The sequence below is a fragment of the Citrobacter sp. wls711 genome (genome assembly GCF_005281055.1).
Classification (GTDB): Bacteria; Pseudomonadota; Gammaproteobacteria; order Enterobacterales; family Enterobacteriaceae; genus Citrobacter; species Citrobacter gillenii.
Genome location: NZ_SZXC01000009.1, coordinates 75051 through 88103, shown reverse-complemented (window position 1 = coordinate 88103; position 13053 = coordinate 75051). Strand labels below are relative to the sequence as shown.

The window sequence follows — 13053 nt, the reverse complement described above, 5'->3', positions numbered from 1 at the left end:
CTGCGCTTAGCGGGCCTACAGTGTTGTAGGTCGGATAAGCGCTGCGCATCCGGTATCAGGTGCGCCCGTAGCGATCGGCAAAGCGCACTACGTCGTCCTCTTCGAGGTAGGATCCCGATCGCACTTCAATCAGATCGAGCGGGATTTTTCCGGGGTTCTCCAGACAGTGCGTCGCTCCCAGAGGGATATAGACAGACTCGTTTTCGCCGAGCAGTTTGATGTCATCATCGATCGTCACCTTCGCCGTCCCAGCCACCACCACCCAATGCTCTGCGCGGTGATGGTGCATCTGCACCGACAATCCCTCGCCCGGTTTTACGGTAATGCGTTTAACCTGGTAACGTTCTCCGGCGTCGATGGAGTCATACTTGCCCCACGGGCGGTACACTTCGCGGTGAATATGATGCTCATGGCGGCCGTCAGCTTTAATCTGCTCCACCACTTTTTTCACATCCTGGACCGCGTTGCGATCGGCTATCAGCACCGCGTCTTTGGTCTGCACCACCACCAGGTCTTTCACTCCGACTGTGGTCACCAGTCCGGACTCCGCGTACACGTAGCTGTTTTCGGTTTTATGGCTGATCACGTCGCCGTGATGCACGTTGCCTTCGGCGGTATGAGCGCTGATCTCCCACAGCGAAGACCACGATCCCACGTCACTCCAGCCCGCGCTCATTGGCATCACCACCGCGTCCGCGGTATGTTCCATCACCGCATAGTCCACCGACTCTTCCGGGCAGGCGAGAAACGCCTCTTCATCAACACGGACAAAATCGAGATCGGGATCGACCGTGCTCATTGCCTTTTCGCAGGCGCTCAGAATATCGGGGCGGTACTTTTTCAGCTCTTCCAGATAGCGCCCGGCACGAAACAGAAACATGCCGCTGTTCCAGTAATAGTCTCCGCTTGCCACGTAGGCTTGTGCGGTGTCCTGATCCGGTTTTTCCACAAACTGTGCCACCGCAAAGGCAACCGTATCGGTAGTTGCGGGGCAAACGTCACCGCGACGAATATAGCCGTAGCCGGTCTGTGCCGAGTCCGGCACGATACCAAATGTCACCAGTTTGCCCGCCTCGGCATAAGGCATCGCATTGCGAACCGCCTCGCGAAACGCCTCTTCGTCAGTAATCACATGATCTGCCGCCAGCACCAGCATCAGCGGGTCAACGTCCGGACTGTGACGTTTTGCCGCCAGCGCGGCCAGCGCAATCGCCGGGGCGGTATTACGCCCGGCGGGCTCCAGAATGATATTTTCGGTCAACTTGTTGAGTTGTCTGAGTTGTTCGGCAACGATAAAGCGATGCTGCTCGTTGCAGATAACCACCGGGCTTTCGCACTCCACGCCGTTCAGACGGCATATCGTGGTTTGCAGCATGGTGAGTTCGCCCTTCAGGCACAGGAACTGCTTGGGATACAGGACGCGGGACAGCGGCCACAACCGGCTACCGGAGCCACCGGCCATCACCACCGGAAAGAGTGTGCGTTGACGCATGATTTATCCCCGTATATCTGCAATAAATTGGCTAAGCACGCGGTCTTTTTCCAGCGTGCGTTCGGCATAGTCACGTGCCACCGTGTTGATGTCAGGCATGATTAGCGCCTGGGTAATTCCGGCCACCAGCGCGCTCACCGACTCCGGCTCCACGCATACCGCAATCCCCGGATGGTCCTCGCAGAGCTGGCCCAGTTCGGTATCAGGCTCGGCGGTGATCACCGCATTGCCACCCACGGCAAGAATATTGGTCAGCTTGGAGGGCAATACCGCATCCGCCGCACCGCGCTTTTGCACCACTAAATGACAGTCGGCCATCTTCAGCAGCGCAGGCAGTGCGTCATAAGATTGCAGGGGAAAAAATTTAACGTTTTCCAGGCCGCGCTCGCGAACCCTGTTTTCCAGTCGCGCCTTGCCGCCGCCCTGCCCGACAATCACAAACAGCCAGGGCTGAGCACTAAGCCCGTCGGCGGCATCAATCACGCTCTCCAGTCCCTGCTTTTCACCGATGTTGCCCGAGTAAAGAATGATTTTTTTTCCTTCAGGCACACCGAGTTTTTGCCGCAACGCCCGGGCATCATCCGCGGTCACGTCGCGAAATCGCGCCACTTCAGACCAGTTAGGAAAGAAGATGACCTTTTCTTCAGCGACCCCTTTTTCCTGCGCTTTATTCATCATCGAACGCGAGATGGTTGAGACATAGTCGACGTTATGCAGGCCGCTGCGTTCAAACGCGCTGGCCAATGTGGCCACTTTGCCGCCCCTGCTGTTCCCGGCCATTCCGAGGCCAAGCATGGCGTCAACTTCATAATCCTGAATGTGCAGCAGCGTGCGTGCCCCGGAGAGTTTCGCCAGCAGGCGCATCCCCGGTGTGCAAAACAGCGTCGGCACCACGCCAATAATGCGATCGGGCTTCCAGCGTCGCTGCGCCATCAGCGGGAAAAAACTGCTCACGGCAAAACTGCCCAAATGCAGCAGACGTTTCAGCGTTGAGGGCTGCTTTGGCACATACAACGGACAGCGCCAGACGGTGGCATCGCCTTCTTCCCGACGATAACGCCAGGCGGAATAACGGCCGTTCACTTTCCATTGCGGGTAGTAAGGCGGCGCGGTGATCACCCGTACTTCATGCCCGGCTTGCGCCATCCACTCCACCATTTCGCCGGTGTATTTGCCGATCCCGGTCAGTTCCGGCGAATAATTAATGCCGTACACCAGAATTTTCATAAGCCCGGCACTCCGGCCTGACGTTGCGGCATAAAGTACGCCCGGCTGTTATCGTGAACGTTATCGCTGGCCAGCAACGCCTTCGGCGTCAGCCAGCGGTAGTCGTCATGCTGGGAATCGGGCAGACGCAGGTCTGCCTCGCTCACCTTCAGGCGAAAACCGAGCACCACATAATGGGTGGTGAAATCGGTACCCGAAAAGTTATCGTCATAGAAGTGCTGCCAGACGCCGTAAAACTCCGCGGAAGACAGCGGCAAACGTAACCCCAGTTCCGCCAACGTCAGGCGCTCAAACGCGTTCTCAAGCCGTTCATCCTTCTGCACGCGTCCTCCTGGCACAAACCAAAGTCCCTGAGCGGGACGGTTGAGGCGTTGGCCCAGCAGGTACTCACCGCGCGCATTTTCCACCAGCAAATCAATGGAAATCAGCGGCGCACAGCGCACTACCGTGGCAAATTCTTCCTGACGTAAAAACATATTTACCCCCGGTACCGCTGCTGATTTTCAAGGAACCACTGATACGTGCTGGCAAGCCCGTCCTCCAGCGAGACCTCGTGGTACCAGCCCAACTGGTGTAAACGCGTAACATCCAGCAATTTGCGTGGCGTACCGTCGGGTTTGCTGGCGTCAAACACCACGCGACCTTTGTAGCCCACGACCTTCGCGACCGTTTGCGCCAGTTCGCGAATGGTGCAGTCCACGCCGGTTCCCACGTTAATGTGCGACAACATCGGCTGGGTGTGCTCCTGCCAGACCTCGCGGTCCAGTTCCATCACATGAATGCTGGCGGCAGCCATGTCATCCACGTGCAGGAACTCGCGCATTGGCGTGCCGCTCCCCCACACCACTACATCCGGCGCATTTTGTGCGCAGGCTTCATGAAAGCGGCGCAGCAGTGCCGGGATCACGTGCGAGTTACTCGGATGAAAGTTATCCTGCGGCCCGTACAGATTGGTGGGCATCACCGAGCGGTAATCGCGGCCGTACTGACGGTTATACGACTCGCACAGTTTGATCCCGGCAATTTTGGCAATCGCGTAGGGCTCATTAGTGGTCTCGAGCGTTCCCTGCAACAGTTCGCTTTCGCGCATCGGCTGGTTAGCCCGCTTCGGATAAATACAGGATGAACCGAGAAACAGCAGCGTGTTCACGTTGTGGCAGTGCGCCGCGTGAATGATGTTGCTCTCAATCATCATATTTTCGTAAATAAAATCAGCGGGGTAAGTATTGTTTGCCACGATTCCACCCACTTTCGCCGCCGCCAGGTACACCTGGTCGATACGTTCGGTGGCAAAAAAATGCTGCACCGCACGGGCATCCAGCAGATTGAGTTCGTCACGGGTACGCAACACCAGCTCCACGTTGTCGCGCGTGGCCAGCAGCCTGACGATGGCGGATCCCACCATCCCGCGATGGCCCGCCACAAAAATACGTTGTTTCATCATCCTCAGTACTCCAGCGCGATGGCGACCTCATAGCCGTGAGATTTCAGCAGAGAATGTTTCTTCGCCGCTTCCAGATCGTTGGCAACCATTTCACTGACCATCTGGCTCAGGGTGATTTCCGGCTTCCAGCCTAGCTTGTCGTGCGCTTTTGCCGGGTCACCGAGCAACGTTTCGACTTCTGCCGGACGGAAATAACGCGGATCGACCGCAATCATCACGTCACCCGGCTTCACGCCCGGCGCATCGTGTCCGGTCACAGACACGACAATGCCTTTCTCCTCAACGCCCTGCCCTTCAAAACGCAATTTAATGCCCAGCTGCGCGGCCGCCATTTCGACAAACTGGCGCACGGAGTACTGCACGCCGGTGGCAATAACAAAATCTTCCGGCTGATCCTGTTGCAGCATCATCCACTGCATGCGCACGTAATCTTTGGCGTGGCCCCAGTCACGCAGGGAATCCATGTTGCCGAGATACAGACACGACTCCAGCCCCTGCGCAATGTTGGCAATCGCCCGGGTAATTTTGCGGGTAACGAACGTTTCGCCCCGGCGCGGAGACTCATGGTTAAACAGAATGCCGTTGCAGGCGAACATGCCGTAGGATTCACGGTAATTGACGGTTATCCAGTAGGCGTACAGTTTGGCGACCGCATACGGAGAACGTGGGTAGAACGGCGTGGTCTCTTTCTGCGGCGTTTCCTGTACCAGGCCGTACAGTTCAGATGTGGAGGCCTGATAGAAGCGGGTTTTCTTTTCGAGACCGAGGAAGCGGATCGCCTCCAACAGGCGCAGCGTACCAATCGCATCGACGTCCGCGGTGTATTCCGGGGATTCAAACGATACTGCCACGTGGCTCATCGCCCCGAGGTTATAGACTTCATCCGGCTGAACTTCCTGTAAAATACGGGTCAGGTTGGAGGTATCCGTCAGATCGCCGTAATGCAGATGAAATTTCGGATTACCCGAGTGCGGATCCTGATAAATATGATCCACTCGCTCGGTGTTAAACGACGACGCACGACGTTTAATCCCATGAACTTCATACCCTTTTTCCAACAGAAGTTCTGCCAGGTAAGAACCATCCTGCCCGGTTACGCCAGTAATGAGAGCGACTTTTGACATGTTTACACCTCTTAAATGATCCCCTCAGGGAGTAACTTTCTCAACGCGTTCGCGCGTTACGACCGCAGGATTTCCTCGACAAACGGCATTGGCGGGCAGCGATTTAAAAACGCTGCTTCGCGCCCCGACGACGGTGCCCGCCCCAATCGTCACGCCGGGTGCGACAAATACATCTGTCGCCAGCCAGCATTTCTCGCCGATCACAATCGGCGTGGCGTTAATATCAAAGTGCGGGCTGGCATAATCATGGCTACCGGTACATAAATAACTTTTTTGCGAGATAACAGCATTGGCACCAATCGTAATCGTGCCCAGCGTATATAACACCGCGTCATCACCCACCCATGCGTAATCACCCAGGGTTAATTTCCACGGATAGGTTATTTTTACTGAAGGTCGAATAACGACGTTTTTTCCTATCTTCGCGCCGAATAAACGTAATAAAAATGCGCGCCAGCGGTACATCACCTGCGGTGATAGTCGAAATAATGTTGACTGTACCGCCCACCATAATTGCACTTTAATTGCACCACCTCCGCGAAAGCCTTTCGGCATCGTGAAGCCTTTTAAATCCTGCATAGTTACCCCTTACATTTTGCCATATAAGGTTTTGGCCTTACCGGTGGTGCGTAAGCGCAAATGCCAGGACAGTTCGGCCCAAAAGCCCGGCATATGTAATATCTGACGCTGGACCTTTTTTGCATCCCGACATAACTCAAGATTATTTGTCGTCGATACGCCGCCCATAGAAAACTCAGAGACCAGGCCGCTTAATTTTTTAAAGGCATAACCAGATTTATATAATTTTGCGGCCAGCGCATAATCAGACGACACGTTAAATTGCAGATCGTAGCGCCAGGTATGCAGTCCACTGACCGGAAAAAATATCGCCTGATGACTGGCCGGCAGGCTGTGGTAAATATACCAACCGGGCTTGGCACGACGCTTAATTTTGTTTCCATCGCCAAAATCCAGCAGTGCATCGCCGATCACCATCGCCTTGTCGCTTTGCGTTTTGAGCTGGCGGATAAATGACGCAGCATCCGCATGCAGAATATCCCCGGAGTTCAGAAACAGTGCGAACCGCCCTCGCGCCAGGGCAATGCCTTTGTTCATCGCATCATAAATACCGTTGTCCGGTTCGCTGACAAACCGTAACCGGTGCTCACCGTTGAGACTTTCCAGAAACGCCTGCGTACCGTCCGCAGAACCGCCATCGATCACAATCCATTCAAAGCTGATGTCGCCCGCCTGCGCCAGATGGGCTAGCGATGCGTGGGTTTTGACGATTCCCTGCAGATTACGAAAGGCGACGGTGATAATAGTGAGCAGCATAGGAATTACCTCGCGATATTTAGCGCCTTGCGCAAAATAAATGGACAAACAATTAAAAACGCATATTCCGGGCTAAATACTGAACCGGTAAAAAACAGCGACAGCGGCGTAAAAAGATAAAGCTGCACCTGATAATTCGGATTATCGCCAAACGCATTCAACATCATTTTCAGAACCTTTCCCATGTACCACACCGCTAATATCACAGCGAACCATGAGAAATAAATAATCAGCAGATACAAACCATTGTCTATTGTTTTTCCGACATCTGCACCGTTAAAGATTCCGAATGACGCTACATATTCATAAAGTGAGCCAAATCTGACTACGCCATCGATATTGAGCAATGAATAACCGACCATCACCAGCGGCCCCACAATACGGTAATACGATGACGACCCTTCCGTGCCTAAATCACCAAGTCGTGCGGCAATGTAGGGGAAAGCAAATATTACGCCAACCATAAACACGCTAAGTGAGATTATCGCCAGCGGTAACTTCTTTTTTATCGCTTCTTTGTTCAGATACTGAAATGCCCACTCCAGCAGGTAAAATAAAATAAAGGTCATTACCCCTGAAAATGATCCTGATAATATCACCCCTGCCAGAATCATAGCATCGGTCTTAGGCGTTTTGATACCAAACTGCTTGATGCTGAGCCAAATTGAGATTAATGCCAGAGCAAAGAATGCCGGTTCGAAATAAAGCGCGGTAGTTCGTTTACCACCAAACTTAATAAAGTTCAGAACATAACTGTTGCTGTAAATAAGATATTTCGAAATTGTTTCCATTAAACTGCTGCCACCGGTGAGAATAATCTGCGCCATCTCAACCGCAGCCAGCGCCACCACCAGCCCCACCACCAGCCAGAAAAAACGTAAAATCTTACGGTGGTTATGCGGGGAGACGGTTTTAAAGCGAATACTCCAGACCATGCCAATAATGATCACCGTATAGACAAACAGCATGGTGGAAGTCACATATTTGCTGGCATCCAGCGACTGACCAAACAGGTAATTAAAGGCCGTCAGCCCACCGCCAATCCCCAGCGCAATCAGCAGTTTTTTGATATTGATACGCTCAACAAACAGCAACAACAGCAGCGGCAAAAACGTGACCACGGTGACCGGAAAACTTTCCCCCAACTGCACAAGCTTGACGTTGACCAGCAGATACAGCAGTGGCAGCATCAAATAGCTACAGATTCTGATAGAACGAGACATAGTCCTCCAGCATCTGTTGGCCGCTGTAGGCGCTGCGGCTGCGCTGGCGAAAGGCCGCCAGCGACGTACCGAATACCGCCTGCGCGATCGCCGTTTTATTGCACTGCACCAGCTGCAGGACATCCTCTTCACTGAAGGTTTTGCCCCCCGATTTCGCCAGCACTTCCTGCGCGGCCTCACTGTGCGTGGCAATCACCGGTACGCCGATAGAAAGCGCTTCGCATAAAATCAGCGGGTAGTTATCCACTCGCGAGCTGAACACCAGTCCATCCATCAGGTTAAGCGCACTCATCAGTATGCGCTTGTCGGTTTCAAATCCATGATTGACCACGTTCGCGCCGCTAAACGGCGAGAATTTGCCGAAGGTATGCAGCTCTATTTTGTCGCCCAGCGCCATCATCTGTCGCACCAACTGTTGGTTGGTTTTACCGTCATAGCGCAGGTCGTGAGCCACAATGGCGATTTTCGGCCGGCTGCGAGGCTCATCGTTTAGCGGCAAATCACTGAGAATGGCTTCGGTCGCGACATCGATCCCGTTGTTGATAATGGCGCAGCGCCCCGCGCCGTACAGGCTGTTAAACGCGTCAGCCACATGCTGACTGGGGGAGATAAACTGACAACCCAGCGCCAGCATGGCGCGAAACATCTGGCGTTTGCCGGGCAGTTGTTGATGCGCTTTATCAACCTTAACCGGCGGATAATTACTCAGCGTCGGGCATTTCCGGCAGCCGGTTTTCCAGCCTTCGCAGCCGTCAGTAAACGCGCAGCGCCCGGTCACGCTCCAGTGATCGTGCAGCGTCCAGACAAAGGTGATATCCGGTTTATGCGCCTGCACCTTTTGACAAAACGTCACCACCTGTTCCAGATTCAGCCAGTAGCTGTGCAGCACGTGAAAATGCAGCACCAGCGGGCCTGCGGTGCGGGTGACTGTACGATACAGATTGTCGAGATTGCCAAACAGGTCGCGGTTAGCGAAGCGAAACAGCGCAATATTCAGCGCCGACGTCAGGCGCGGCGTATGCTTGAACACTTGCGGATAGTGATGGTGGCTGAGGCTTTTCTTACCGCTTTTGCCGTAACCATAAATGAAGCGCGACGACAGCCCATGTTCCAGCGCCCGCAGGTGTAAATCCAGCGCCACCCCTGCCGCGCCGCCTTCTGCCAGTCGGACATTAAATTGCAGGATATTCATTTTACGTCCTTTACTCGCGCTTTCTCACCCACCACCAGCGTATTGTCCGGCACGCTGTCCACGACAACGCTGCCAGCGCCAATCGTCACGTTATGACCAATGACGACATCGCCCAGCAAGGTGACATTGGCCCCCAACTCAACGCCGTTGCCGATCGTCGGACAGGCCAGATCGTTTGCGCCGAGGTTGCCGATGGTCACGCCATGACGCAGGGTAAAATCGTCCCCGGCCACCACGCGTTTGTTGATGACTACGCCATAGCCATGATGAATAGTAAAACGACGGCCGATAGTCGCAGCCGCCTGGATTTCATAGCCGAAAATACATTCGGTAATCAGGCGATACATCACCAGCACCGGTGCGGCCCACAGGTTATTCAGCACGTTTTTTTTGCGCCAGACAGAGCAAAAATGGGCGACCCGATAGGCCATCACCATGCAGCACGGACGCAGACTCCAGCTATTGGCGCGGATATCTTCCAGCATACTTAGCGCCCCCGTAGACCGTCGGCCAGGCGTTTACCGTTACGCAGCGACAACAGGGTCAGTAACGTGCGCCAGTTCATGCGTTTGTTGCGGATCTGATACAGCGTAAACAGCTGATATTTTTTGCTGGCGCGGTCAAATTTGCCTTTGTGCTTACGGTAAAACTGGAAGTAACCGGAGAATTTTTTCGGCGATGAGGTAATGCGCATCTCGCCGTGATTCACATGCAGGATCTGCGTGGCTTCATTGACCTTCCATGGCTCGCCATAGGCCACCACCATGCGCAGAAAAATGTCGTAATCCTGTGCCGCTTTCAGCGAGGTATCGAACAGGCAGGCTTTGAACCGCCACGCCCAGGTAAAGACCTGATTGCCAATAATGTTGCGTTTATAGAACCTGCGCCGTGAGTACACCGACTTGGGATACAGCGGCAGGCTGGCGGGCTGGGAATAGACTTCGCCTTCGCAGATATAATCATTGGCATACAGAAACGCCCGCGTGACCAGCTGATGGCGATCTTTAAGGAACACGCTCAGGCGATTCGGCGTCCACTCATCGTCGTCATCAATACCAGTAATGTACTGCCCGCTGGCCTGCATAATGGCCTGATTGCGCACCGCACACGCCCCGGAATTAAAGGCATTATGGGTATAGGTGACGCGCGGATCGTTCAGCTCTTCTACATACTGCTTTAATTGTTCATACGCAGAGGAGCAGTCATCCACGATGATCATCTCCCAGTGCGGATAATCCTGACGCAGGACCGATTTAATCGCCCGGATCGCCAGTTGCTGACGATTCCAGGTCGGCATATAAATTGAAATGAGCGGGTTGTCTGTGGTCATTTTCATTCCCAGGGTATAAATATGTTTCTGTAGGCCGGATAAGGCGTTTACGCCGCATCCGGCAGGGTTGGTTATTTATTTCGAATCCGACGTGTATGCATATTCGTAGTAGCCGTAATCCTGATACCCGCTTGCGCGTCGGAAGATGGAGTTGAGGATCACGCCCTTAACCTGAATCCCGTTTTGCTCAAAGCGGCTCAGGCTGGTTTCCACCTCTTTCAGGGTGTTGACGGCATAACGAGCGACCATCAGCGTGGTGCCAACATGACGGCCAACAATGGCCGCGTCGGTCACCGCCAGAATGGGCGGGGTATCAATCAGTACCAGGTCATAGCGCGCACTGGCCCAGGCAATCAGCTCGCCAAAACGCTCGCTCATCAGCAGTTCAGAAGGGTTGGGTGGCACCTGACCGCGCGGGACCAGATCGAAATGAGGAATAGACGTCGGTTTGGCGCAAGTGGCCATATCGCCCTTACCCACAAGGATGTCGGACAGACCGTTGACGTTATTGGTGCCCAGCAACTCATGCGTGTACCCTTTGCGCATATCGCAGTCGATCAGCAGCACGCGTTTATTGGTCTGGCTGATCACCGCCGCCAGGTTGGCACAGACAAAGGTTTTGCCAATTGATGGGCTGACGCCAGTGAGCATCAGCACATTATTGCGCGCCTGCATCATGGCGAAGTGCAGGCTGGTGCGCAGGCTGCGCACCGCTTCTATCGCCAGGTCCGTGGGGTTCCCCACCGCGAGCAGTTGGCTTTGCTTGTAACGTTTGATGCCTTTAATGGTCTGCACGTTATCACGCGCTTTTTGCCATTCCGACAGCGGAATACTGGCATACACGTTGATTCCCTGTTCTTCCAGCGCCTGCGGGCTTTCGATACCGCGGTTGAACAGCGAACGCAGCAGCACGCCGACCACTGATAGCATCAGGCCAAGCAGAATACTGCCGAGAATAATCAGCGCAGTTTTCGGCTTCAGCACGCCGGGCTGAGCAATGGCCGGGTCGACAATACGCACATCCCCTACCGTGCTGGCTTCGGTTATCTTTAGTTCCTGCTGCTTGTTCAGCAATTGCATATAGACCTGCTGACCGGACTCCACATCGCGGGTCAAACGGACAATTTCCTGCTGCGTTTTTGGCATCGCCGTCACCCGACCGTTCAGTTTGCCTTTCTCATCTTCCAGCGCCTGACGTTTTTCCAGCAGCGTGCGGTAAGCCGGATGTGCTTTGGTGAACAGCTTGGAGATTTCCGCCTCCTTGAACGTCAGTTCATTCAACTGGGCGTCAATGTTGACCATCGAATCCAGCACCGCTTTGGCTTCCAGCGGTAAATCGACCGAATCTTTATCCTGACGAAAGGCGTTCAGTTTGTTTTCGGCAACGTCCAGACGGTTACGCACCTCCGGCAACTGCCTGGCCAGAAATGCCAGGCTTTTGGCGGCCTCTTCGGATTTGCGTACGATGTTTTGTTCAAGGTAGTTACGGGTGATGCTGTCAAGGATCTGGCGGATCTGCTCGCGGTCCTCGCCGGTGAACGTCAGGCTCAAAACGCCGGTGTCTTTGCCGGTTTCCGTCACGCTGAGGTTGTTTTGCAGGGCGTTTATCATGCCCAGCGTGGAATATTTGCTGACAGTAAAGGCGCTGCCAGCAGCAGCATGAATAGCGTTGACCTGCATCGTGACGCCGCCGTGGTTTAACGGCTGTCCAACCTGACCCTGGGCGCTAAAACCGCCGTCACTGATCAGCTGATAACTTTTATCATTCAGTACCTTAAGGGTGAACGTTTGCTCATTCATTGCCTTTGGTAAGGTGAACGTCGTCACGTTAACCGTTTCGTTCTGGCGGCCCATCAGCCGGTCCCAACCCGCCCCAAACAGCGGGAACGTCTCCCTGGTGACGGCGATATCCAGATCCAGATCGTCCACCGTTTTCCCCAGCACCAGCCGCGACTTAATCAGCTGAATTTCGGCTTCCGAGGCGGGTGGTTTATTCGACAACGCCGAGCCGATATCTTGTACCAGTGAGTTGCCGGTGTTTTGCTCAATCTGCACCAGCGCATCGGCACTGTAGATAGGCGTGGCAAACAGCGTGTAAATGGCCGCGCACAGCGTAAAGGCCGCAGTAATACCCAGCACCCACCAGCGCGCTTCCAGCACCGTCCCGACCAGGCGGCCGATATCAATTTCATCATTGCCGGTTGCTGACGCAGCAGACTGTTTTACGTTCTCTGTCATTGTTTTCCCTGCTCCGCGTTCAGTGCCTGAGCCCATTGGCGGGCAGACTGTTCAAGTAAGGCGTACACCGCGTCAAACGCATCCTGGCTTTTACGGTACGGGTCAGGTATTTCGCGCTCACTGTCCCAGTGACCAAATAGCATCACCTTGCCGCGCATCTCCGGTGCCATGTCACACAGCGCGGTAATGTGCCGCTTCTCCATGGTGAGGATCAGGTCGTAATCCCGGCACATTTTTCCTGAGATTTGCCGCGCACAATGATTCTCCAGCGACAGGTTATGTGCCTGCGCCACGCTCACCGCACACGGGTCGGCGCCCTTGCCCACCAGCGCCCCGAGACCTGCAGAGGCGACCGTCAACGCCGGATGAAATTGCCTTAACAGGCGCTCTGCCGTTGGGGAACGGCAAATGTTCCCCACGCAGACAACTAATATTTTGTTAAACATGT

The 13053-nt window shown here is 54.4% G+C and carries 13 protein-coding genes; all 13 read right to left on the bottom strand.

Annotated elements, in window-relative coordinates:
* Positions 1 to 55: 55 nt before the first annotated feature.
* The 13 genes from cpsB to wzb all read right to left on the bottom strand — a co-directional run bounded on the left by cpsB (position 56) and on the right by wzb (position 13051).
* Complete coding sequence (gene cpsB, locus FDW98_RS04835; protein ID WP_096756592.1) at positions 56 to 1492, bottom strand: mannose-1-phosphate guanyltransferase; 1437 nt, start codon at positions 1490 to 1492, stop codon at positions 56 to 58.
* Positions 1493 to 1495: 3 nt separating this feature from the next.
* A complete protein-coding gene (gene wcaI, locus FDW98_RS04830) occupies positions 1496 to 2719 on the bottom strand; it encodes a colanic acid biosynthesis fucosyltransferase WcaI (RefSeq protein ID WP_096756591.1) in 1224 nt (407 codons plus the stop codon).
* The gene (locus tag FDW98_RS04825; RefSeq protein WP_096756590.1) at positions 2716 to 3195 is read right to left on the bottom strand and encodes a GDP-mannose mannosyl hydrolase; all 480 of its coding nucleotides are present in this window, start codon (positions 3193 to 3195) and stop codon (positions 2716 to 2718) included. Before FDW98_RS04825 ends, wcaI begins: the two co-directional genes overlap by 4 nt.
* A 2-nt stretch (positions 3196 to 3197) precedes the next feature.
* Complete coding sequence (locus FDW98_RS04820) at positions 3198 to 4163, bottom strand: GDP-L-fucose synthase (protein ID WP_096756589.1); 966 nt, start codon at positions 4161 to 4163, stop codon at positions 3198 to 3200.
* 2 nt (positions 4164 to 4165) lie between these two features.
* Positions 4166 to 5287, bottom strand: coding sequence for a GDP-mannose 4,6-dehydratase (gene gmd / locus FDW98_RS04815; protein WP_096756588.1), 1122 nt, complete (start codon positions 5285 to 5287; stop codon positions 4166 to 4168).
* Positions 5288 to 5311: 24 nt separating this feature from the next.
* Complete coding sequence (wcaF, locus tag FDW98_RS04810) at positions 5312 to 5866, bottom strand: colanic acid biosynthesis acetyltransferase WcaF (RefSeq protein WP_096756587.1); 555 nt, start codon at positions 5864 to 5866, stop codon at positions 5312 to 5314.
* A 9-nt stretch (positions 5867 to 5875) separates the two neighbouring features.
* Positions 5876 to 6622, bottom strand: a complete 747-nt coding sequence (gene wcaE, locus FDW98_RS04805; RefSeq protein ID WP_096756586.1) for a colanic acid biosynthesis glycosyltransferase WcaE — start codon at positions 6620 to 6622, stop codon at positions 5876 to 5878.
* Positions 6623 to 6627: 5 nt separating this feature from the next.
* Positions 6628 to 7845 (bottom strand): colanic acid polymerase WcaD, encoded by a 1218-nt coding sequence (gene wcaD / locus FDW98_RS04800; RefSeq protein WP_096756585.1) that lies wholly within the window; start codon positions 7843 to 7845, stop codon positions 6628 to 6630.
* The gene (gene wcaC / locus FDW98_RS04795; RefSeq protein WP_096756584.1) at positions 7820 to 9037 is read right to left on the bottom strand and encodes a colanic acid biosynthesis glycosyltransferase WcaC; all 1218 of its coding nucleotides are present in this window, start codon (positions 9035 to 9037) and stop codon (positions 7820 to 7822) included. Before wcaC ends, wcaD begins: the two co-directional genes overlap by 26 nt.
* Entirely contained in the window at positions 9034 to 9522 is a 489-nt protein-coding gene (gene wcaB / locus FDW98_RS04790) for a colanic acid biosynthesis acetyltransferase WcaB (protein ID WP_096756583.1), read from the bottom strand. Before wcaB ends, wcaC begins: the two co-directional genes overlap by 4 nt.
* 2 nt (positions 9523 to 9524) lie before the next feature.
* Positions 9525 to 10367: a colanic acid biosynthesis glycosyltransferase WcaA gene (gene wcaA, locus FDW98_RS04785; RefSeq protein ID WP_096756582.1), complete on the bottom strand. Its 843-nt coding sequence runs from the start codon at positions 10365 to 10367 to the stop codon at positions 9525 to 9527.
* Positions 10368 to 10442: 75 nt separating this feature from the next.
* On the bottom strand, positions 10443 to 12605 hold the full coding sequence (gene wzc, locus FDW98_RS04780) for a tyrosine-protein kinase Wzc (RefSeq protein ID WP_096756581.1): 2163 nt from the start codon (positions 12603 to 12605) through the stop codon (positions 10443 to 10445).
* A complete protein-coding gene (gene wzb / locus FDW98_RS04775) occupies positions 12602 to 13051 on the bottom strand; it encodes a low molecular weight protein-tyrosine-phosphatase Wzb (RefSeq protein WP_096756580.1) in 450 nt (149 codons plus the stop codon). The genes wzc and wzb overlap by 4 nt, the downstream gene beginning before the upstream one ends.
* Positions 13052 to 13053: the final 2 nt, after the last annotated feature.

Bases quoted from the DNA above. Each gene is read 5' to 3' on its own strand.
- wcaF (WP_096756587.1), bottom strand. From the start codon at position 5,866: ATGCAGGATTTAAAAGGCTTCACGATGCCGAAAGGCTTTCGCGGAGGT.
- wcaA (WP_096756582.1), bottom strand. From the start codon at position 10,367: ATGACCACAGACAACCCGCTCATTTCAATTTATATGCCGACCTGGAAT.
- wcaB (WP_096756583.1), bottom strand. From the start codon at position 9,522: ATGCTGGAAGATATCCGCGCCAATAGCTGGAGTCTGCGTCCGTGCTGC.
- wcaC (WP_096756584.1), bottom strand. From the start codon at position 9,037: ATGAATATCCTGCAATTTAATGTCCGACTGGCAGAAGGCGGCGCGGCA.
- cpsB (WP_096756592.1), bottom strand. From the start codon at position 1,492: ATGCGTCAACGCACACTCTTTCCGGTGGTGATGGCCGGTGGCTCCGGT.
- wzb (WP_096756580.1), bottom strand. From the start codon at position 13,051: ATGTTTAACAAAATATTAGTTGTCTGCGTGGGGAACATTTGCCGTTCC.
- FDW98_RS04825 (WP_096756590.1), bottom strand. From the start codon at position 3,195: ATGTTTTTACGTCAGGAAGAATTTGCCACGGTAGTGCGCTGTGCGCCG.
- wcaE (WP_096756586.1), bottom strand. From the start codon at position 6,622: ATGCTGCTCACTATTATCACCGTCGCCTTTCGTAATCTGCAGGGAATC.
- wzc (WP_096756581.1), bottom strand. From the start codon at position 12,605: ATGACAGAGAACGTAAAACAGTCTGCTGCGTCAGCAACCGGCAATGAT.
- wcaI (WP_096756591.1), bottom strand. From the start codon at position 2,719: ATGAAAATTCTGGTGTACGGCATTAATTATTCGCCGGAACTGACCGGG.
- wcaD (WP_096756585.1), bottom strand. From the start codon at position 7,845: ATGTCTCGTTCTATCAGAATCTGTAGCTATTTGATGCTGCCACTGCTG.
- FDW98_RS04820 (WP_096756589.1), bottom strand. From the start codon at position 4,163: ATGATGAAACAACGTATTTTTGTGGCGGGCCATCGCGGGATGGTGGGA.
- gmd (WP_096756588.1), bottom strand. From the start codon at position 5,287: ATGTCAAAAGTCGCTCTCATTACTGGCGTAACCGGGCAGGATGGTTCT.